Below are 22,299 nucleotides of genomic sequence, written 5' to 3'. Positions count from 1 at the left end.
TTAGATGGAGTAAAAATACTATTTTTGTTTACATAGGCATGTCAAGTATCTCAGTAATCATTAGTACATATAATCAGCCAAATCAGTTAGATTTGGTGTTGGCTGGATACGTGTGCCAAAAGTTTTCTGGTTTTGAGCTTATTATAGCTGACGATGGGTCAGATAAAAGGACATTGGATGTTATAAAAGCTTTCAGAAAAAATCATGATTTGCCTATTACGCATGTCTGGCAGGAAGATGACGGTTTTCAGAAAACAAAAATTCTTAACAAGGCTATTCTAAAGGCAAAATCAGATTACCTTATTTTTACAGATGGAGATTGTATTCCAAGAGATGATTTTGTTGCCACTCATTTTTCATTGAAAAAACCAAATTGTGCACTTTCTGGCGGGTATTTTAAACTTAATAAAAAGGTCTCCTCGTGCATAGATAAATCGTTGATTTATTCTCAAGAATGTTTTGAAAAAAACTGGTTGATTTCCCAAGGACAAGAAAAGTCTTTTAAAATGACTAAGCTAAGTCGATCTGCTGGTTACGCTAAAACGTTAAATATGGTCACGACAACCAAGGCTACCTTTGACGGTATGAATGTGTCTTGCTGGTTAAAGGATATTTTAGCAGTTAATGGTTTTGATGAACGTATGGCATATGGAGGTGAGGACAGGGAAGTTGGCGAGCGCATGGTTAATAATAGCATAAAATTTATCCAGATTAGATATAGTGCTATTTGCTTACATTTATATCACGATAGACCTTATAAAAATGATAGCTTCATAAAACAAAACCAAGCTATACGCAGCTTAACTCGTAAAAATAAAATTATTCAAACACCATTTGGTATCGTAAAGGGCTAGCACTAAAATATAATCAATTTTTCAATGTATTATATATCAAGAAATTATAAATCAATATTTAATGCTGCTGGTAAGGCAAAAACAGATTGCGAGGTATCTTTAGAAGCATTAGGATTTAAGAACTTAGGATTTAAACAATCAACTATACCAAATTCTGCCATTGGCACAATAAAGAATTTTTTTGGTATTACCATAGCTTTATTACGACTACCATTTAAATCAACGATTTGTACACAGTATCCAAATAATAAATTTAGAAAACTAATCTTGTTTTTCGCCAAAATTAAAAAGTGTAAAATAATAACAATAGTACATGATGTAAGAAGTCTAAAAGGAAGGGTTAAGGACGTAGAAAAAGAATTGTCTAAAATTGTCTGTTCGGATGTGATTATTGTACATAACGAATCCATGAAAGAATGGTTTTTGGTGCAAGGAACAACAATACCAATAGTGGTTCTAGGAATTTTTGACTATGTGTCTGAACAGGTGCCACGGCAAAACAATGAAAGACCTTTTAATGGTGTATTTGATGTAGCCTATGCAGGAGGGTTTGGCGACGGCAAGAATGCCTATATTTTTGAAATGGATTTACTGGAGAATGATAATTTTAATCTAAAACTATATGGCGTTGGATTTGATGCCAATAAAAGAAAGGTAGATGAAAAGCAATCAAAAATATTTTATCAAGGTGCATACCCATCAAATGAAATAGCCTATAAGATTGAGTCGGATTTTGGCCTTGTTTGGGATGGTATTTCAACAGAAGAATGTTCAGGTAATTTAGGAGCTTATTTAAAATATAATAATCCTCATAAGACCTCACTATATTTACTTTGCGGTATGCCAATTATTGTTTGGGATAAAGCAGCAGTAGCCTCATTTATTGAAAAAAATAAGTTAGGTATAACAGTTTCTAACTTAAAAGATTTAAACAATAAACTGAAAAATTTAACCGAGGAAGATTTTAAAACAATGAAACGTAACGTGGTTGAGGTGCAACAAAACGTATCTCAAGGGAAATACGTTGAAATAGCTGTAAGAGCTGCACTAGATATTTTAAATAGCTAATCGCTTTGTAAAAGAATCTAATTGAGCCTTAATTAATTGAGGCTCAAATGCTTTATACATTCGATATGCATTTTTCTTGTAGTGTTTTTCTGGCTGGGTGTATAGCTTTGGTTTAAAATCTTTCAAGTGAACTGACACGTTGGATGTACCATTTTCAAAAATACTCCAATCTTTTTTATTTATCCATGGTGAAAATATCGTAAAGGTCGGAATATTTAGTGCTTTGGCCATATTTACGGCACCTCCTTCATTGCCGATTAAGGCATCGCAATGACTTGTTATTGCTAAAAATTCTCTTAGACCTTTACCAAACACATCAAAAAAGATTTGAGATTGAGTTTTAGGATTACACATACTATAAATCGTTTGGGCCTCTTTTGCCTGTGTTGGAATATAATTAAACAGAATTTGAGCGTCCTTATTTTTCGCCGCCAGATTGTCAATTACTTCAGCCATATAAGCAAAAGGGTAAGTTTTCAGAAGACTACTTCCTAAAACACTGATCATAAATATGGGCCTGTCTAAACTCATATTGCTAGAGGTAAGTCGTTGTTCAGCCTTTTTTCTCTCTTCAGGAGTTAAATAGATTTTAGGTCGTATTGGTTTCTCAATTTCAATTTCTAACGGGCTAAGGAGTTGCAGTCTGTTTTCAATGGCCAATCCTGCATTTGTTTTAGGTTCACTATTATATTTTACGGTAACATTATATAGAAAAGCCGTATAGCTCTTATGTTTAGAAATTTTGGTTTTAGCTTTAGAAAAGGTTGTAATTAAATTACTGGACAATTTAGAATATGCATCGATTACAATATCATAATTAGAGTGCTTAATTTCCTGAAGAAAAGAAAAGAATTTTAATTTGCTCTTTTCAATTTCAGTTGTGTAAAAAATGAATTTATCTATAAAAGGATTGTTTTCAACAACGGGATAGGTGTGCGAATTAATTAAATAGTGCAATTCAGAATCCGGATATTTTTGTTTTATTATTTCAAAAAGAATGCTTGAGGTAAGTACGTCCCCAATCATCTTTTGCTGAATAATTAATATCTTCATAACCACTATTAAACGGCAACACCATACTCTCGAAGCGCGTTGTTAAGAGATGTTTTCTTATCAGTACTTTCCTTTCTCTTGCCAATAATAAGCGCACAAGGCACTTGGTACTCACCTGCAGCAAATTTTTTAGTGTAGCTTCCCGGAATAACGACTGACCTTGCGGGCACACGTCCTTTCATTTCAATAGGTTTATCTCCTGTAACATCAAGAATTTTAGTACTCATGGTAAGAACTACATTAGCTCCTAGGACAGCCTCTTTTTCCACATGCACGCCTTCAACAACAATGCATCGAGAGCCTATAAAAGCACCATCTTCAATAATTACCGGAGCAGCTTGTAATGGTTCTAAAACACCACCAATACCCACACCGCCAGAAAGATGAACATTTTTACCAATTTGGGCACAACTGCCTACGGTTGCCCAGGTGTCTACCATGGTTCCTTCATCTACATAGGCTCCAATATTTACGTAGCTTGGCATTAGAATAACCCCTTTAGAAATATAAGCACCATGTCTTGCTACAGCATGAGGTACAACTCGTATACCTTTGGCCTTGTAATTTCGTTTTAACGGAATCTTATCATGGTATTCAAATATTCCAACCTCATAGGTTTCCATTTTCTGTATCGGAAAGTACATAACCACAGCTTTTTTTACCCATTCATTGACCTGCCATCCATTTCCAATGGGTTCTGCAACTCTTAGACTTCCTTTATCAATTAAGTCTATAACTTCTCTTATTGCTTCAATAGTTGTAGTTTGTGATAACAAGGAACGGTCTTCCCATGCGCTTTCTATGACTGATTGTAATTGTTCCATGAGGCTTATTTTTTTGAGTTTTGTCAAAGATAAGATGTTGTTTAGGGCCAAAAGAAAGAATTTTTGAAAATTTTGTGACCTCTATTTTAAAGATGTGTCTTATTAATAATTAAATCATAGATAATTCTTCTTTATAGATTATCTAAGAAGTTAATTAATAGCTAATTATTTAAAACCTCTCTTCCCAAATTAAAGAGAGGTTTTTTTGTGACCTTTATTATGCTTATGGGTCTTATAGGTATGATTAAAATGATTTTAAAATAGAGGGTTAAAATCATAATTTAATTAATAGCTAATTAAACGCTTCTTTAATAAAGAGGCGTTTTTTGCTAAGGAGTTGTAACTTTGGGGTCATGGGAAGAATTTTAGCTATAGATTTTGGTACTAAACGTACAGGACTTGCTGTTACTGATGAGCTTCAGTTGATAGCCTCTGGTTTAACCACTGTAGATACAAAAGATTTAATAACCTTTCTCAAAAATTATATATCAAATGAGCAAGTAGATCTTTTTGTTGTGGGTTTGCCAAAGCAAATGGATAATACGACATCAGAAAGTGAAATCTATATAGGGGCTTTTCTCAAAAAATTAAACCAGGCCTTACCCGGTATTCCTGTAGAACGTGTCGATGAACGATTTACATCTAAAATGGCATTTCAATCGATGATAGATAGTGGGCTTAAAAAAAAGCAGAGACGAAATAAAGCGCTCATAGATGAAATCAGTGCCACGCTTATTTTACAAAGTTATTTGGCTTCAAAATCTTAAATAAGTATTGTACTTTTGCACTCGTAAATAAACAATTATGATTTTACCTATAGTGGCTTATGGAGATGCCGTTTTAAAGAAAAAAGCTAAGGAAATTGATAAGGATTATCCCAATTTGAGCACACTTATTGAAAATATGTATGACACCATGTATGGTGCATTTGGAGTCGGATTGGCTGCACCTCAAATAGGTTTATCTATAAGATTATTCCTAGTTGATACAGAACCTTTTGCTGAAGATGAGAGCTTTTCTGAAGCAGAAAAGGAACAACTTAAAGGATTTAAAAAGACATTTATAAACGCTAAAATCCTTGAAGAAGACGGTGATGAATGGGCCTTTAACGAAGGTTGTTTAAGCATTCCAGATGTAAGAGAGGACGTATTTAGAAAACCGAAGATAAAAATACAGTATCAAGACGAAAACTTTGATACTTATACAGAAGAGTATGATGGCTTAATTGCTCGCGTTATACAACATGAGTACGACCACATTGAAGGTGTACTATTTACAGATAAGCTATCCTCATTTAAAAAGCGATTAATAAAAGGAAAATTGACCAATATTTCAAAAGGAAAAATAAAAATTGATTATAGAATGCGATTTCCAGCAATGAGCAGAAAGCGCTAAAAAATAAGCTATGAGTTTAGATAAAATATTATCCATTTCTGGTAAACCAGGACTTTATCAAATTGTAACCCAAACAAGAAATGGAGCTATAGTAGAATCATTAATTGATAAAAAACGAATCACCGTTGGTGCTCACAGTAATATTAGCATTTTAAGTGAAATTGCCATTTACACACTAACCGAAGAAGTCCCATTAAGGGACGTACTAAAAAAGGTTAAGGATAAAGAAAATGCAGAGAAGACCTCAGTAAGCCATAAGGACGATAAAGACACTTTAGAAGAGTATTTTTTTAATGTATTGCCAGATTATGATGAAGACAGGGTTTACGCCTCTGATATAAAGAAAATCATACAGTGGTATAATTTGTTACATACGAATGACTTGCTTGATTATTTAGAGGCAGAAGAGGACGGTGATAGTTCTGAGGAAGAATAGATATGTCCGATAAAACAGCGCAATTAGAAGCTTTTGAACGCTTACTTGTTATAATGGATGAGTTGCGCGAACAATGTCCATGGGATAAAAAGCAGACCATGGAATCTTTACGCCATTTAACTATTGAAGAAGTCTATGAACTGGGTGATGCCATCCTTGATAAGGATTTAACTGAGGTTAAGAAGGAGTTGGGCGATGTTCTGCTGCACATTGTTTTTTATTCTAAAATTGGGAGCGAAACAAATACGTTTGATATAGCAGATGTGTGTCACTCAATTTGCGACAAACTGGTAGATCGGCATCCTCATATCTATGGTGATGTTAAAGTAGAAAATGAAGAGGACGTCAAACGAAACTGGGAGCAATTAAAACTCAAAGAAGGAAAAAAGAGCGTTTTAGAAGGCGTGCCCAAGAGTCTTCCCGCGATGGTGAAGGCAAACCGAATACAAGATAAGGTTGCTGGTGTTGGCTTTGATTGGGAAAAGCCAGAGCAGGTTTTTGAAAAAGTAGAAGAAGAGCTGACCGAATTAAGGGACGAAATTAAAAAAGGAGATAAAGCAGCTATAGAAAGCGAATTTGGCGATGTTCTTTTTTCATTGATTAACTACGCTCGCTTTTTAAATGTAAATCCAGAGAATGCTCTAGAAAAAACAAATAAAAAATTTATTAAACGCTTTCAGTATCTCGAGTTAAAAGCTAAGGAGCTCAACAGGGACCTTAAAGACATGTCCTTAACAGAAATGGATGTCTACTGGGAAGAAGCCAAAAAATTATAGGTTTTAACAGATTTAGAAGTCAATAATTGTTAAAACTTTATCAAAGTTGTTTTTTTAACATCCAAATATTTATTTCTAGACGTACTTATAATATAAAGGCAAATATTGTTTTTATAATCTTAGTAGAAAATCTTAATTATTAGAAGCGGTTGTAATTAAGGTTAATTTAGTTTAGTTAGGGCAAAACCCATCTGGTTTTAAAGCAGATGGGTTTTGATTTTTATTTATTTTAAGAGTTGGTATTTTAAGAATACATACTTTTTATTTTCGATAATTTAACTTTCCAAGTTTCTAATTCTGCTTTATGTTTATCTATATTTTTATGCACATCTTGCACTAGAGGATTAGTGTCATCTACATTAGAAAAGAACAATAGATTATTTTCTAATTGATTGATTTCTGACTTAACATCTCCAATCTTTTTCCTAATAAAATTTTGTTCGTTATCCAATAGCCTAGTGTCTTCAGAATTATTGGCTAGATTTTCAAGCTTACTTTCAAATTTAACCATCTCTAATTTAGACTTGTCCATTTTAAGTTTATCAAAGGCATTGTCTATGGCCTTATAGAACTTGCCATCAATATAACGTTTGTTTTGAGGCACATGACCAATTGATTTCCATTCGGCAATTTTTTCCTTTAAAACTTTGATATTAGATTTTGGATCATCACCAAGCTCTAACGTCTTTAAAGAGTCTAGCATTTTGGTCTTTTTGTCAAAAGCGTCATATAAGTGCTGGTTTTCTTCTTTTCGTTTGCTATGGATACGGTCAAAATAGTGATTGCAAGCCTGTTTAAATTGTTTCCAAACCTTGTCGCTATCCCTTCTTGGTACGTGACCAATTTTTTTCCAGTCGTTTTGGATTTTTTTCATAAGTGGTGTAACGACTTCAAAATCATCACTTTCCTTATTTTCTTCAGCTATTTTAATAAGTTCCTTCTTCTTTTGAAGGTTTTCGTATTGCTCTTTTTTTAAGCTTTTATAAAATTGATTTTTACCACGATTAAATTGCCTAACCGCATTTTTAAACCTTGCCCATGTTACTTCATTGACTTTTAAAGGTACTTTACCAGCGTTAAAAAAGGCCTCGCGCAGCGCTTCAATTTCTTTTATTTTCTTTTGCCATGCGCTGTGAGAGTTTATTTGAGGTTCAGCTATTTGTTCTATTTGGGCAATAATCTCGTTCTTGCGCTCAAGATTTTTTTCGTAAGCTTTATCTAAATCAACGTAATAAGCTTGGCGTTTGTCATGTATTGTTTTTGTGGCATGGCTGAAGCGTTCCCATATTTCATCGCGATGTTCTTTGGCTACTGGTCCGAGCTCTTCTTTCCAAAGTTTATGTAATACCTGTAGTTCTCTAAACGCTCTATTTATATTATCGTCTTCTGCTAATTCTTCTGCACGTTCAATGATTTTTAGCTTTTGCTCGTAATTGTGTTTAAAATCCATATCTCTCAAATCGTTATTGAGATGTAGGAAATCATAAAAGCGTTCTACGTGATGATGATAGGTATTCCAAGCATTGTTGTATTTATCCCTGGGAATTGGCCCAGCATGGCGCCACTTATCTTGCAGTTCTTTAAAGTGCTTGTACGTTGTATTTATATTTTCCTCGACATTAAGTAGGCCTTTTATTTCTTCGATGATTGCAAGCCTATTTTCTAAGTTTTCTTTTAAGCTTTGTTCTCGCTCTTTATAATAGGTATTAATGCCTTTTTTGTAGTCTTTATATAATTGGTTAAAGAGTTTTTTGTTGTCATTTGTAAAATAGAAGTCAATTTCATTACCACCATTATCAACAAATTCCTCTTTTTTCTCATCGATTAAAGCATTGAATTTTTCATTGAATTCGCGCTTTATTTCATTGACTTGTTTTGATATGGTCTGTACTTTATGATGCTTCAACAACCGGTTAAATTCAGTCACAAGTTTATCCATGGTCATAGAGTGATAATCCTTCTCTTCAACGTCATGGCGTTCAGCATTTGCCTCATCCTCAGCATCTTCTGCGTTGGATGCTTCAATTTCGTCGACATGCTCGTCTTGAGTTTTAGCGGCATGCTCTACTTCGATTAAAGGTTCCATTGTCTCAGTTTCCTCTACTTTTTCAGTAGTACTGCTGCCGGCCTCAGCTATAATTTCTAACTCAACGGATTCTTGAGTCTCAGTTTTTGAAACTGGATTTGTTTCTTGTGTAATCTTTTTAGAAATCGTTTCTTTTTTTCCATCTGCATCTTGCAGGTTATCAGTCTCAGACATGTCTGTAAAATTTTATTAGAACGTTAAAGATACTAACAACTACAAGAACTACAAAGGAAATGAGGGCTTAGCTACCACTTAGGACTTATGCCAAATCTCCCAAGATTTTTCTGCCTGAAGCTTTAACATGTCTAATCCATTGATAGTTTTGGCACCTTTAATATCACCACAGCTAAGAAATTTTGTTTGTTCTGGATTGTATATAAGATCATATAAAATATGTCTTGATGTTATGGCTTCATAAGGGATATCCGGACATTCATTAACATTAGGATACGTGCCAATAGGTGTGCAATTAATTATGATGGGATAAGAACTTATAATCGCTTCTGTTAAATCTAAATATAAAAACTTAACGCCTGGTTTTTCATTTCTAGACACGTAATCGTATTCTATCTTGAGTTTTTTAAGTGCGTAGGCTATGGCTTTGGAAGCTCCACCGGTACCAAGAATTAAAGCGCGTTTGTGATGCTTTTCTAAAAGAGGTTTTAGGGATTCTTTAAAGCCATAAAAATCCGTATTATACCCAATGAGTTTTTGATAGCGCGTAATTCTGATTGTATTTACTGCACCAATTTTTTTGGCACGTTTATGCAGACCATCTAGGAGGGGAATAACAGTTTCTTTATAAGGTATGGTAACATTTAAGCCTTTTAAATCAGGACTATTTTTGATAATGTCATCTAATTTATCAATATTATCAATATCAAAATTCACATAGCTGTGCGGTAAGTCTTGAGATTTAAACTTTTCTGAAAAGTAATTTCGTGAAAAAGAGTAATCAATGTCCTTACCTACAAGTCCAAATTTATGATTTGATTTTTCTTGTGCGCTCGCCATACCACTCTAAACTAAGTACAATTAATATTCCTAAGACAATATAAGCAATAGCAAGGTAAGTTTCTGTGTTAAACTCGGGCAAATAGCGTTCATAATTTGCAATAATCTGTTTTCCAGTAGAATCTAAAATTAATTCGCCATTAGTATCTATTTTGTAAATAGTCTTTTTCCAAGGCCACACAACACCTAAAGATCCAATTATAAATCCAACAATAGTAGCCAATGTTATATTTTTATAGTGGTGTAGAATGTAATTTAAGATATGTGAAAAGGTAACTAAACCTGTAACTGAACCAATAGTGAAAACAGCCAATACCTTTAGCAATCGTATTCTCACTTCGTTTTGGATAAATTCAAAGTTGCCACTGGCAACATCAAATAAGGTGTCGTAAAGTGCATTGACAGAATCTACTAATAATAAGACATAATTGCCTAATAGTATAAGGATGAACGAGCCAGAGAAGCCTGGCAAGGTCATGCCTGAGACGCTTATAATGCCACAGAAAAAAACAAAAATTAAATTATCGTTTTCTGTTGCGGGATCTAAAAAGCTAATACTGAGTCCGACGGCAGCTCCAATTATCAATGCCAAAATTGTTTTAGTATTCCAGTCGCCAAAGTCTTTATTAATGTAATAGATGGAGCCTAAAATCATTCCAAAAAATGTGCTCCAAACATAAAGCTCGTAATTGATTATTAAATAATCTAGGATTTTAGATACACTGAAATAACTTATAATCATTCCGGAGAACAGCAACATTAAAAACTTGCCATTGATATATCTATAGAAGCTTTTAAATCTGCCATTGAAAAGTAATTTAAAAGCTGTTTTGTTAATTCTTTGAAGTGAATAAATAAACTCCTCGTAAAACCCTGCGACGAAAGCAACAACACCACCAGAAACTCCCGGAACCTTATTTGCAGCTCCCATAGCTAGACCTTTAATAATAAGGAAAATGCGATCTTTAAGACTTCTAGTGCTTTCCACTTAATTTAATAGTTTCTTTTAAGGATTGTTTTTTTCTTTACCTAAATATTCTAAAATAAGAATAGTAGCGAATCCAATAACAATTAAAACAAGTGCTGACATAATTTGATTATCTCCATCGTATAATGAGGGAAGAATGCTTTTATCTAATAATGTTACCTCCTCACCCTTAGAGTTAATTCTAGTTTTTAGCACTTCTTTCCAAGGCCATATTTTATTAAGAGAACCTATCATGAAGCCGGTTAATATAGCCAGTGTAAGGTTTTTTTTGTGCTTAAACATCCAGTTTAGAGCTTTTGAGAAGACCTTGAGGCCAACGACTGCACCTAAACCTAATAATGCAAATTTTATAAAGGCGTCTTTGAATAAGTCGAGATTTCCAGTGGTAAGACCTTCTACTAAATTATTTATGGTATCTATTGCTGTTTGATACGCACCTAATATCAATAGAATAAATGCTCCGGATACACCAGGAAGTATCATGGCTATGATAGCTATAAATCCGCAAAACATGAGATATAAGTAGCTGTCAGGTGAGGCGAAAGGTTCTGCAAGGGTAATGTAATAAGATGTGATAGACGTTATGACAATTGCAATTATTACTGCTAAATTCCAGCGTTCTATTTGCTTTGCGATATATAAAATACTCGCTAAGACAAGCCCAAAAAAGAAGGACCATAAGAGTATAGGTTCGTTATGAAGTAACCACTTAATGAGCTTTGCAAGGGATAAGATGCTAACCGCAATACCTGAGAACAAGGCCAAAAGGAAATTTCCATTTATAGAACGCCAAGCTGATAGGAATCCGTCCGTTTTCCATACTTTAAAAACATTTAGACTAATGTTATCAATGCTTTCTATAAGCTCTTCATATATTCCTGAAATAAAGGCTATTGTGCCTCCAGAAACTCCAGGAACAACATCTGCAGCTCCCATAGCGATACCTTTGAACGTTATGATAAGGTAATCTAAAACACGTCTTTGCATTTCAAATTTTTAATAGAAAGGCTAAGGTATGGATTTTTTAGTTGGAAGCTTTTTTAGACTCTAAAATAATAGCTTTTACTATTGGCATTTGCTCTACATTTGGAAATAATTCGGAAATAATAAAGCTATATTCAGAATTTAAGAAAAGTGCGTTTTTAAGATGAAAACGACCTTTAGACTCTTCTGATACTTTAAAATGTAAACCTGCTAAACGGTATTCAATCTCAGCATTTTCAGGGTAAAACTCAAGTGCTTCTTTGAGATTTTTTAAAGCAATCTCATATTCACCTAATGAGATAAGTATATCGGAACGTTCTAACCAAGTGTCTAATTCGTAATTGCCAAGTTCTAAAGACCGTTTGTAGCCATGTTCGGCTTCTTCTAAAAAGTTAAGTCGTTTGTTTATTGTAGCGTAGAGTTTCCAATATAAAACGTTATCACCATCAATATTTACAGCACTTTTAATATAGTAGAGTGCCTTTTGGTAATTTAGACGTTTCATGTAAAACTTGGTAATTGCAAGCCAGCCTTTATCTAACAGCGCATCATCATCGATAGTTTTTTTGAAAAACTGAACAGCAAGGTCATCATTTCCAAGTTTCTCGTAGCAGTGGCCTATTCTCAATAAAGCGAAAGAGGTGGGCTCATCTAATGCAAGTGTAATTTTATAGTTCTCAATAGCTTGATGGTAAAGTTTCAGTTTTTCAAGAACTTTACCTTTTTCTATATAAGCACCTACAAAAGTATCATCTGATATTATGGCAAAATCAAAAGCAGCATTTGCTTTTTCGTAGTCTTTTATTGCAAAATATTGTCGTCCTAATTGATGCCATGCTACTTCACAATAAGGATTAGAGTCTATAAACCAGTTGAGATATTCTATGGCCTCCGAGTTCTTGTTTAAAAAATCATAGCAATACACGATATTGTGTAATGCGCCATAGTCAGTCATGTCAGTTTCAATACATTTTTTGAAATATATAATGGCATTTTGAAAATCATCAAGAAATAAAAACTCCATGCCTACAAGGGCATACAAATCTGAATTGTCTTCTGGAGTACTAGATAAATCAATAGCGTGCAGCAATGTGTGAATTGCTTTTTGGTGTAGGTCTTGCTTGGATAAGACATTGGCTTTTTGAATGAATACTTCTTCATTATTCGGCTCCAATTGATGAAGCTTTTCCAAAATTTCATCAGCTTCTACAAATTTATTTTCAATCACCAATATTTCTACTTGAAACAAACTTAAATTAATAGAGGAAGGGTGCTGCTCTTGTCCAAGTTTTATAGCACGCTTGGCTAGAGCAATTTTTCCGTTTTCTAAATAATGATGTATGATGTTTTCAAATTCGTTTGAATCAAAGAACAGGATATCGTTCGTTTTTAACATGGATTCAAATCGGGTGAGAGAAAGGTTTTCGTCTTCGTGACTATATTGCATAGGCGGTTTAATAATTCACTGAACTAAAATTAGGGGTATACTTAGCTATATCAAATGACTTTGGCGATTGTTTTTAACAAAATAATTAACACTATTTGAGACTACAATATTATGGTGCTTATTTACTGTACGTCAATAGTTTGGGATTGGAATAGTGAATCAAATTTCATCTAGAATTGAACAGATTATTTTACATCCTTCAATAATTTCTTCGTTAGAAATGGTCAGTGGAGGGGTAATTCTTATTGCCTTAGGTTCAAAAAGTAACCAAAATAATATGAGACCTCGTGCTTTAGCCTCAAGAATAAGTTTATCCGTTATTTCTGGATGTTCCGTTATTGCGGCTAGCATTAAACCTTTACCTCTTATAGTTTTTATATGTTTATGTTTTAAATGAGAGCGTATAAGTTTCTCCTTTTCTAAAGTCTGCTGCATTAAATCAGACTCAGTGATTTCTTTAAGTGTTGCAAGTGCGGCCGCTGCTATCACAGGATTACCACCAAAGGTAGTGATATGACCTAATTTGGGATTCTCACTTAATTGAGACATTAAAAGATTGGAGGCTGTAAACGCACCTATAGGTAATCCACCGCCAAGGCCTTTTCCTGTAACAACAATATCTGGAATACAATTGTAATTTTGAAATCCAAAAAGTTTACCAGTTCTACCTATTCCTGGTTGTATTTCGTCAAGAATTAATAAGGCGCCTACTTCATTACAGCGCTTTTGTACGTTTCTTAGATAATCATTTATAGGTTCAATGAAACCTGCACCACCTTGGATTGTTTCTAAAATTACAGCTGCAGTTTTTTCTGTGATTTGTCGTAAGCACCATTCACAGTTAAAAGCAATATGTTTTACATCTGGAATTAATGGTAAAAATGGTCTTTTGCGTTCTTGGAAATCCATTAAGCTTAATGACCCCAATGTATTACCATGATACGCGTTTTTGGCGGCTATAATTTCTGTTCTGCCAGTATAACGTCTTGCCAGCTTTATACTACCTTCAATAGCCTCTGTTCCAGAATTAACCAAATACGTTGTATCTAAAGGTTCGGGAAGATTTTTAGCCAGGAGTTTGGCGAGTTCTACAGCGGGCTTTTGGATAAACTCTCCATATACCATCACATGAAGATAACTGTCTAGCTGAGACTTAACTGCAGCTATTACTTTAGGATGACAATGACCTAAGCTGCATGCAGAAACACCAGCCACAAAATCTAGATATGATTTTCCGCAGACGTCGTAAATGTAAGAGCCTTTTGCATGACTAACCTCTAGGGCTAATGGATGCGTTGTAGTTTGAGCCTGATATTTGAAGAAGTCGTTAACCATCTTCAAATTTACTCATCTTTTGTTTTTGTTGGCGAATCTGTCTTTTTCTTTTCTTTTGTTTGCGAAACAGGAGCAAAGGCAGGTTTTTTCTTTGTTGATGATGGTGAGGCTGGGCTAGGTAAATTTCTGGCAGCCTTGTTAACTTTATTTGGTGCACTTTTACCAGCAGCTTCAACTCGCTCTTTTACCTCGTCGTCAATGAATTCCTCAGGAGGGACATAATCTCTTAAACCGCTTATTTTAGGCAAGTCTAGTGGTGGGTCGCCAATAAATAAGTCCTCTACTGACTTTGGTTGTTCTTCACCTCGCCAATCAAATCCACGTAAACGTTTTCCACTTCTAGGAAATTTGGATTCAGGGTAAAGTTCTCCATCAATTTGATTAATTAGACGGATTTCTTGTATTTCCTGTTCTTCTATTTGAATATTGATACTGCCCGATTTAGATTTGTTGATTCCTACCAATTCATTTGCGGAATTTCTAGAATAGTAAATCACTTCAGCATTCTTAATTATATCTACGTTGTAAAGTTCATTGTCCCTAAAAAGTCCGATAAGTCTTTGGCCTTTAATTTGATTGTAGCCATCTTCACTTAGACTATCGTTACTTACTAAAAAAGCATTGTTAAAGACCTTTAACGAATCTAACTTTTCCGTCTTTACGTTTGAGATAAGATGAATAGTGTCGCCAGTCATTTGATTTCCCATATTCCATAGAACAGGTTTTCGCGCGGTGGCAAATGCATCAGATGAGCTAAATCGACTTAGATTAATCATCTGGGTTAGTCCTGTATTGTGGTTAATATGTATAGAATCTGATTTACCAGCTAAATCGCTTTTATAAAGTCTTACATTGTAATAAGCGCGCGTTATTCTGTTATCCTGTTTTCCCGTAACCATTAAAGTATCAGCATGTACATAAACAGAGTCTTTTTCTTGCAAGGTAATTGCCAGTGCACGTTTTGTTATAAATACCGAATCTTGGTTGCGCCATACCTCGGCGTAGTGGCCTTTGACTATACTATTATTAATGGTATCCGTAACGGTAATGTTATTAGTTGCTGATGCAAAATTTCGATTTCTATCAAAATAAATACTGTCACCTTCTACGGTTCTATTGTCATAGTCTACACGAGCATTGCGTTGAAAATGGCCAGTATCGTTATTTGTATCGTAAAAGCCTCGTTCTGTGTAAACCTTACTGCCTTCGCCTACAATAGTGGACGGACCAAAAAGATACGCATAACCAGTATCCGGAAAAAAATCAAGACGTTCTGTATTTAATGTATAATCTGGATTCACCAATTCTACGTCTTGTATAAATTGGTATTTACGTGCATTTAAATAATAGCGTCCTATCTGGCTTGTTATTGTGCCAGACGTATCTCTAACTACCTTACCACGTGTTTTATAAAAGGCTTGTTGCTTAACACGATCAAAATATAGGGTATCTGTGCTCAATACGGATTGCGGCTCTGTTAGAACTACGTCTCCACTTGCAATTGCTAATTGGGTTATGCCACTATACTCCACGTATTTTGCAACCATGTTTATGGAGTCTCCTTGCTTAACTAAAACATTGCTAAAGGCCTCAATGAAATCTTGGTCTTCATAATAAATGGCCTTATCGCACCACATGTCTACGCCTTTGTGAATAAAATGAACTTGTTGTGATTTGTCTCTTAGAAAAACCTTACCACCTTCTTTGATATTAGGGTCTGTATAACCTGTACCTGCATATTCTATTGTAATGACCTCTTTTTCTTGCGCAAGAGCAACAATTCCTGTGAAAAGTAAAATTAAGCTAAGCCAATTTCTAAACGTATGCATGACAAAAGATTGTATTACTATGAAACCGCCAAAACTACCATTTAGTATGGTTTATGGTTTATTTAACAGGCTTAAGGTAGGGCTAAACTTCTTTTCTTACAATGGTCTGTTTTCTATCTGGTCCTACCGAAACAATTGTAATAGGAATTTGAAGTTCATTTTCTAAAAAGGCCACATAATCATTGAATTCTGTCGGCAATTCTGATACTTCATTCATTTGCGTCAAATCAGCTGACCAACCTTTAAGTTCCGTGTAAATAGGTTTTACATTTTTAGACTCAATGTTGTAGGGTAGATGTGAGATTGACTCACCTCTGTAGTTGTATGCCGTACAGACTTTTAATCGTTTAAACCCCGAAAGCACATCCCCTTTCATCATAATAAGTTGAGTTACACCATTGACTTGGCACGCGTAACGCAAGGCTACCAAATCTAACCAACCGCAACGTCTAGGTCTTCCAGTTGTAGCACCAAATTCGTGTCCAACGCGTGCCATTGTTTCGCCCTCTTCATCAAATAATTCTGTAGGGAACGGACCTGATCCTACGCGTGTAGTATAAGCTTTAAAAATACCGAAAACTTCACCGATATGACTTGGCGCAACACCTAAACCTGTACAGGCGCCAGCGGCAGTGGTGTTAGACGAGGTGACGTATGGGTAGGTTCCGAAGTCAATGTCTAATAAAGATCCTTGTGCACCTTCTGCTAAAATTGACTTGCCAGATGTTTGGGCTTGATGAATAAATTCTTCTGAATCAATAAATTTTAGTGATTTTAAAGTTTCGATGGCATTAAAGAATTCTGCTTCGAGTTCCTTTAAATCATATTGAATATCTACATTGTAAAATGAAATCATGGCTTCATGTTTATCAGCCAATGCTCTGTATTTCTCTTTCCAATCTACCAATTCAATATCACCTACTCTTATTCCATTTCTTCCCGTTTTATCCATGTAGGTTGGTCCTATACCTTTAAGCGTAGACCCAATTTTAGCTTTTCCTTTTGCAGCTTCACTGGCAGCATCTAGCAATCTATGGGTTGGTAGAATTATATGTGCTTTTCTAGATATGCATAGTGAACTTCTGTAGTCCACATTTTGCTCATCTAATTTATTTAATTCTTTTTTAAAAATTACAGGGTCAATTACAACTCCGTTACCAACTAGATTGGTGGTGTTGTCATGAAAAATACCTGATGGGATGGTGTGCAAAACATGTTTTTTTCCATTAAAAACTAAAGTATGTCCTGCATTTGGACCTCCTTGGAATCTTGCTATGATATCGTATTTTGACGTAAATACATCAACAATTTTCCCTTTACCTTCATCTCCCCATTGAAGTCCTAGTAGTAAATCTACTGCCATTGTTTAAAATTAGTTAGTCGTCTTTTTTACGGTTGCCGTAAAAATAGAGTGAGTGATTAGTTATGTTAATATCAAAAACCTCCTCAATGGTTTTTTTGATCGATTGAATGCGAGGGTCACAAAACTCAATAACTTCTCCTGTATCGGTTAAAATAACATGATCGTGTTGCTTATCGAAATATGACTTTTCGTAATGCGCCTGGCTTTGCCCAAATTGGTGTTTGCGTACTAAAGCACATTCAAGAAGTAATTCAATTGTATTGTAGAGTGTAGCGCGACTCACACGATAGTTTTTATTTTTCATTTTTATATAGAGCGATTCTATATCAAAATGTTCTTCACTATCGTAGATCTCTTGAAGTATAGCGTAGCGTTCAGGAGTTTTTCTATGTCCTTTTTCTTCTAAAAATTGCGTAAAAACACGTTTTACGATTTCCTGATTACTTTCTTCGGTTGTTGCATTCATAATTAAGCTGCAAATTTACACAATTTTTACACTCTCTTAACCTTATCAATACCATTAATTTTTTTCAGTTTATCCATGAGTTTTTTAAGTGTAGTTTGGTTTTGGACTTGAACTGTGATTTTGCCAGAAAACACACCGTCATCACTAGAGAAACTAATGCTTTTCATGTTAACATGCATGTTCTGAGATATAAGATTGGTAATATCATTAACCAATCCTAAATTATCTATACCTGAAAGTTCTATCTGGGAGGTATAAACCTGTTGCGAGGAATCAATCCATTTTGCTTGCATTATTCTGTAAGCATAATTAGACTGCAGGCTTAGGGCATTTGGACAGTTTTTTTTATGCACTTTTATGCCATCGTTAATTGTTAAAAAGCCAAACACTTTATCACCAGGAATAGGATTACAACAATTGGCTAGAGTATAGCTTAGTTTTTCTTCTTCCTTACCAAAAACCAACATGTCATACTTGGAGGTAATTTCCTCTCTGTTTATGTCTTTGGGAACTTCTGCTTTCCGAATTCGATTTTTAAAGTAGCTCACAATAGAACCACTCCTTGAGGAGGCAAAGGCCTTTAATTTAGTATTATCAATACTGCCGATGCCAACCCTGTAAAACAAATCTAAAGACGTGCTTAATTTAAAATAACTGACAAGTTCATTAACCGAGCTTTCATTTAGGGTAATTTTAAGTTGCTTCAGTTTGCGTCTTAAAATTTCTTTGCCTTCTTCCGCGATGAGTTTAGTATCCTCATTAAGTGCAGTTTTTATTTTGCTTCTAGCTCTTGCTGTTGTGGCATAGTCTAACCAATTAGCATTAGGTTTGGCGTTATCGGAGGTTAAGATTTCTACTCTGTCACCACTTTGTAATTCATGGCTTAGTGGAACAAGTTTTCCATTGACTTTTGCACCACGTGTTTTCATGCCAACCTCTGTATGGATGCTAAAAGCAAAATCAAGTGGTGTTGCACCCTTAGGCAATGACTTTAAATCTCCTTTTGGAGAAAAGACAAAAATCTCTTTTGAATAGAGGTTGAGCTTAAATTGTTCTACAAAATCAACAGCATCTGTTTCATTACTTTCTAAAGCTTCCTGTAAACGATTTATCCAAAGGTCTAAACTATCATCTTTATCATTATCGTTTTTATATTTATAGTGAGCCGCGTAGCCTTTTTCGGCAATTTCATTCATACGGTCACTACGGATTTGAACTTCTACAAAACGACTTTTTGGTCCAACAACGGTAATATGTAGTGCTTCATAGCCTGTTGATTTGGGTGAAGAAATCCAGTCTCTTAACCGAATAGGGTTTGGTGTAAAATGATCAGTAACAATAGAGTAGATTTTCCAAGCCAGAAACTTTTCGTTTTCTAAATCGGATTTATAAATAATTCTAACGGCAAACTTGTCATATACTTCTTCAAAGGAGACACCTTGTTTCACCATTTTACGTCTAATGCTAAATATGGACTTTGGCCTTCCCTTTATTTCATAATTTATGCCTTCTTTATTGAGTGAGTCTTCAATGACCTTAGAAAAGGATTTAATATAGGCGTCTCGCTCCTCCTTACTCTCTTTCATTTTCTCTAGGATATCATTGTAAACTTCTGGTTCGGTGTATTTTAATCCTAGGTCTTCTAACTCAGTCTTTATATTGTAAAGCCCTATTCTATGAGCTAAAGGGGCATAAATGTAAAGTGTTTCCGAGGCAATTTTTACTTGCTTATCAGCACGCATGGACTCCATAGTTTGCATATTGTGCAAACGGTCGGCAATTTTTATAATGATAACCCTTACATCTTCGTTTAAGGTTAAAAGCATTTTCCTAAAGTTCTCTGCCTGAAGCGAAACATCCATTTCTGTATCTAAAGAAGATATTTTGGTTAACCCATCAACAATACGCGCAACGGTCTCACCGAATAATTGTTCGATATCCGCAATCGTGTAGTTGGGATTATCTTCTACAACGTCGTGTAGAAGGGCAGAAGCTATAGATGTGGCATCTAAGCCAATCTCTTGGGCTACAATTTTTGCGACTGCAATAGGGTGAAATATGTAAGCTTCACCCGATTTTCTGCGTTGATCTTTATGCGCATCTAGAGCTACCTCAAAAGCCTGACGAATTAATTTTTTATCGTCTTTACTCAAGGTTTGGTAACTTACTTTAAGGAGCTCTTTGTAAGCTTTGGCAATAGCCGCATTTTCTTTTTCAATATCAACTTCAGTCATAAAACTAAAGTACTAAAACTAAAGGAATAAGCAATGTCTAATTATTGAGAAATACGCAAGATTTTTTAATGATACCTAATTACTTTTTTAAGTTATTAACACGATCCAACAACGTAGGGTGGGAATAATGCATAAATACATAGGCCTTATGAGGGGTTAGATTACTCAAGCTGTTTTTGGAGAGTTTTTTAAGCGAGGTAATTAAGGGCTCTGATTTGTAGGTGTTTTTAGCATAATCATCGGCTTGATACTCAAATGTTCGCGATACGTAGTTCATTATCAATCCTGTAATTTCGGAAATTGGTGCGTAAAGCAATCCAAAGGTGACTAGGCCTACATGAAAACTTGGTATTTCTACACCAATTGCATTGGATAATAGAGGATTAGAGATAAAGATTGACAGTATAAAAAGCGTTAATCCTGTTAGTAAAACAGACATTACCAGGTTAAAAATAATATGACGCCTTTTGTAATGCCCAACCTCATGTGCTAGCACCGCAACAATCTCTTCGTCACTTAAGTCATTGACCAAAGTATCGTAAAGCGTCACGCGCTTTTCTCTTCCAAACCCAGAAAAATAGGCATTAGCTTTTGTGCTGCGTTTGGACCCATCTATTATGAAAATTTTACTTAGGCTAAAACCCACAGATCTAGCATAGTCCGAGATTTTGTTGCGTAAATCACCCTCTTCTAAAGGTTTTTGTTTATTGAATAGTGGTACTATTAGTCTAGAGTAGAACATATTCATTACTACCGTAAAACCAGTTATAATGGCCCAAGTGTAAAGCCAAAACCAATCACCAGTAAATTGATAAAACCAAATTACAACGGCCATTAATCCTCCACCAATGAGTACCATCATTACAAGCCCTTTTATTTTATCTAAAACAAAGGTCTTTTTAGTCGTTTTGTTAAATCCAAAACGTTCTTCAATAACAAAAGTTTTATAGTACGAGAATGGTGTTGTAATAATATCACTGGCAAGCATTATAATGCCAAAAAACAGTAGTCCCACTACAATGGGATTATCTGAATACTGTCTTGCAATATTGTCAACAAATTCAAATCCATCAAACACCAAGAAGCTGAGTGTTAATACTAAGCTGAATAAAGATGACCATATACCAAACCTATAGTTTGCCAGCTTATAGGCTTGAGATTTCTTATACTCTTCTTCATCAAAAACATCATCTAGTTCGCTTGGAATAGGGTCGTTGTAGTGTTTGGCGTTTAAGGCGTTAAGAATTTTATCTTTTATGAAGTTGACTAAGATAATAGCAATTATTATGTAGAAAAGGGTTGTAGCACTCATTATGAGGTAAATTTACGTTGTCTTTTGGCCTCAAAAATAAGAATTCCTGCGGCTACAGACACATTCATAGAATCAATGGTTCCCTGCATAGGAATATGTATGTTTTGAGTGGCGGCATCTCTCCATTCTTGAGTTAAACCTGTAGCTTCTGTGCCAACTACAATTGCTGTAGGAGCGATGTAATCTTGTTGGTGGTAAGGTTCAGATTCTTGTAGAACAGCCGAATAGATATTAAAGTTTAAATGTTTTAGGTATCTTATTACTTCTTCTGAAGTTGCGATAGCAATCTGAGTGGAAAAGACACATCCCACACTAGCACGAACGATATTTGGATTATACAGATCTGATTTCGGATTCGCTATAATTACCGCATCAATATTGGCAGCGTCTGCAGTACGCAATAAAGCACCTATATTTCCTGGTTTTTCGGGCGCTTCAGCAACCAAAATCAATGGGTTTTTAGAATGTAGTTTTAGATCTCTCAAAAGATGCGACTTGGTGCGCACTACAGCAATAACACCTTCCGTGGTGTCTCTGTGGGCTAACTTTTGAAAGACCTCTTTAGAAATTTCAATGATTTCGATTCCATATTTTGCCATAGCCTCAGCTTCACTTTCCGAAAATAAATCTGGGTAAAACAATAGTGTTTTTATTCTATAACCAGCTTTTATAGCTAAGGACAATTCTCGTTTTCCTTCTAAAACAAAAAGTTCATTCTTTTTGCGCTCTCGAGATTTTTCTTTCAACAGGACCAACTGTTTTACCAATGGATTTTGGGTGCTTGTAATAGCTTTTATCATATATTTGGAATGAATCCTCTTATATTGCAAAAGTA

The 22,299-nt window shown here is 34.9% G+C and carries 20 protein-coding genes; 6 read left to right on the top strand and 14 right to left on the bottom strand.

The features are described from left to right. Positions 1-38 precede the first annotated feature (38 nt). Together J4050_RS05485 and J4050_RS05480 are read left to right on the top strand one after the other, a co-directional pair. A complete protein-coding gene (locus J4050_RS05485; protein WP_208153080.1) occupies positions 39-854 on the top strand; it encodes a glycosyltransferase family 2 protein in 816 nt (271 codons plus the stop codon). A 24-nt stretch (positions 855-878) separates the two neighbouring features. Further along, on the top strand, positions 879-1,922 hold the full coding sequence (locus tag J4050_RS05480; protein ID WP_208153078.1) for a glycosyltransferase: 1,044 nt from the start codon (positions 879-881) through the stop codon (positions 1,920-1,922). On the opposite strand, the gene J4050_RS05475 is transcribed toward J4050_RS05480, so the two are convergent. Both J4050_RS05475 and J4050_RS05470 read right to left on the bottom strand, forming a co-directional pair. Continuing rightward, positions 1,911-2,975, bottom strand: a complete 1,065-nt coding sequence (locus tag J4050_RS05475) for a glycosyltransferase family 9 protein (protein ID WP_208153076.1) — start codon at positions 2,973-2,975, stop codon at positions 1,911-1,913. The genes J4050_RS05480 and J4050_RS05475 overlap by 12 nt on opposite strands. A gap of 8 nt (positions 2,976-2,983) precedes the next feature. Then, complete coding sequence (locus J4050_RS05470) at positions 2,984-3,799, bottom strand: 2,3,4,5-tetrahydropyridine-2,6-dicarboxylate N-succinyltransferase (RefSeq protein WP_208153074.1); 816 nt, start codon at positions 3,797-3,799, stop codon at positions 2,984-2,986. A 353-nt stretch (positions 3,800-4,152) separates the two neighbouring features. On the opposite strand from J4050_RS05470, the gene ruvX reads away from it, so the two are divergent. The 4 genes from ruvX to mazG are packed head-to-tail and all read left to right on the top strand — an operon-like array spanning position 4,153 to position 6,406. After that, complete coding sequence (gene ruvX, locus J4050_RS05465) at positions 4,153-4,566, top strand: Holliday junction resolvase RuvX (RefSeq protein WP_208153072.1); 414 nt, start codon at positions 4,153-4,155, stop codon at positions 4,564-4,566. A 37-nt stretch (positions 4,567-4,603) separates the two neighbouring features. Then, positions 4,604-5,194, top strand: a complete 591-nt coding sequence (gene def, locus J4050_RS05460) for a peptide deformylase (RefSeq protein ID WP_208153070.1) — start codon at positions 4,604-4,606, stop codon at positions 5,192-5,194. A gap of 10 nt (positions 5,195-5,204) precedes the next feature. Beyond that, positions 5,205-5,630, top strand: a complete 426-nt coding sequence (locus J4050_RS05455) for a DUF5606 family protein (protein ID WP_208153068.1) — start codon at positions 5,205-5,207, stop codon at positions 5,628-5,630. A gap of 2 nt (positions 5,631-5,632) precedes the next feature. After that, complete coding sequence (mazG, locus tag J4050_RS05450; protein WP_208153066.1) at positions 5,633-6,406, top strand: nucleoside triphosphate pyrophosphohydrolase; 774 nt, start codon at positions 5,633-5,635, stop codon at positions 6,404-6,406. A 244-nt stretch (positions 6,407-6,650) separates the two neighbouring features. On the opposite strand, the gene J4050_RS05445 is transcribed toward mazG, so the two are convergent. The 12 genes from J4050_RS05445 to J4050_RS05390 form a co-directional block, all read right to left on the bottom strand. Then, positions 6,651-8,666 carry a DUF349 domain-containing protein gene (locus tag J4050_RS05445; protein WP_208153064.1) on the bottom strand — a complete coding sequence of 672 codons (2,016 nt, stop codon included), beginning with the start codon at positions 8,664-8,666 and terminating at the stop codon, positions 6,651-6,653. 78 nt (positions 8,667-8,744) lie between these two features. After that, the gene (locus tag J4050_RS05440; protein ID WP_208153062.1) at positions 8,745-9,506 is read right to left on the bottom strand and encodes a shikimate dehydrogenase family protein; all 762 of its coding nucleotides are present in this window, start codon (positions 9,504-9,506) and stop codon (positions 8,745-8,747) included. Further along, complete coding sequence (locus J4050_RS05435) at positions 9,475-10,494, bottom strand: undecaprenyl phosphate translocase family protein (protein ID WP_208153060.1); 1,020 nt, start codon at positions 10,492-10,494, stop codon at positions 9,475-9,477. The genes J4050_RS05440 and J4050_RS05435 overlap by 32 nt, the downstream gene beginning before the upstream one ends. Before the next feature lie 18 nt (positions 10,495-10,512). Further along, the gene (locus tag J4050_RS05430; RefSeq protein ID WP_208153058.1) at positions 10,513-11,481 is read right to left on the bottom strand and encodes a DUF368 domain-containing protein; all 969 of its coding nucleotides are present in this window, start codon (positions 11,479-11,481) and stop codon (positions 10,513-10,515) included. A 37-nt stretch (positions 11,482-11,518) separates the two neighbouring features. Next, positions 11,519-12,925, bottom strand: a complete 1,407-nt coding sequence (locus J4050_RS05425) for a tetratricopeptide repeat protein (protein WP_208153056.1) — start codon at positions 12,923-12,925, stop codon at positions 11,519-11,521. A gap of 159 nt (positions 12,926-13,084) precedes the next feature. Continuing rightward, positions 13,085-14,260 carry an aspartate aminotransferase family protein gene (locus tag J4050_RS05420; RefSeq protein WP_208153054.1) on the bottom strand — a complete coding sequence of 392 codons (1,176 nt, stop codon included), beginning with the start codon at positions 14,258-14,260 and terminating at the stop codon, positions 13,085-13,087. A gap of 8 nt (positions 14,261-14,268) precedes the next feature. Further along, positions 14,269-16,089, bottom strand: a complete 1,821-nt coding sequence (locus tag J4050_RS05415; RefSeq protein WP_208153052.1) for an OstA-like protein — start codon at positions 16,087-16,089, stop codon at positions 14,269-14,271. An 82-nt stretch (positions 16,090-16,171) separates the two neighbouring features. Further along, positions 16,172-17,452, bottom strand: coding sequence for an adenylosuccinate synthase (locus J4050_RS05410; RefSeq protein ID WP_208153050.1), 1,281 nt, complete (start codon positions 17,450-17,452; stop codon positions 16,172-16,174). A gap of 13 nt (positions 17,453-17,465) precedes the next feature. Beyond that, a complete protein-coding gene (locus J4050_RS05405) occupies positions 17,466-17,918 on the bottom strand; it encodes a Fur family transcriptional regulator (RefSeq protein WP_208153048.1) in 453 nt (150 codons plus the stop codon). 26 nt (positions 17,919-17,944) lie between these two features. After that, positions 17,945-20,152, bottom strand: a complete 2,208-nt coding sequence (locus tag J4050_RS05400; RefSeq protein ID WP_208153046.1) for a RelA/SpoT family protein — start codon at positions 20,150-20,152, stop codon at positions 17,945-17,947. 79 nt (positions 20,153-20,231) lie between these two features. After that, positions 20,232-21,464: a M48 family metallopeptidase gene (locus J4050_RS05395; protein ID WP_208153044.1), complete on the bottom strand. Its 1,233-nt coding sequence runs from the start codon at positions 21,462-21,464 to the stop codon at positions 20,232-20,234. Then, on the bottom strand, positions 21,464-22,261 hold the full coding sequence (locus J4050_RS05390) for a TrmH family RNA methyltransferase (RefSeq protein ID WP_208153312.1): 798 nt from the start codon (positions 22,259-22,261) through the stop codon (positions 21,464-21,466). Before J4050_RS05390 ends, J4050_RS05395 begins: the two co-directional genes overlap by 1 nt. Between the last annotated feature and the right edge of the window lie 38 nt (positions 22,262-22,299).

Origin of the sequence: Winogradskyella pelagia (genome assembly GCF_017581965.1) — a bacterium.
Lineage (GTDB): Bacteria > Bacteroidota > Bacteroidia > Flavobacteriales > Flavobacteriaceae > Winogradskyella > Winogradskyella pelagia.
This window is presented reverse-complemented; position numbering and strand designations above follow the sequence as displayed.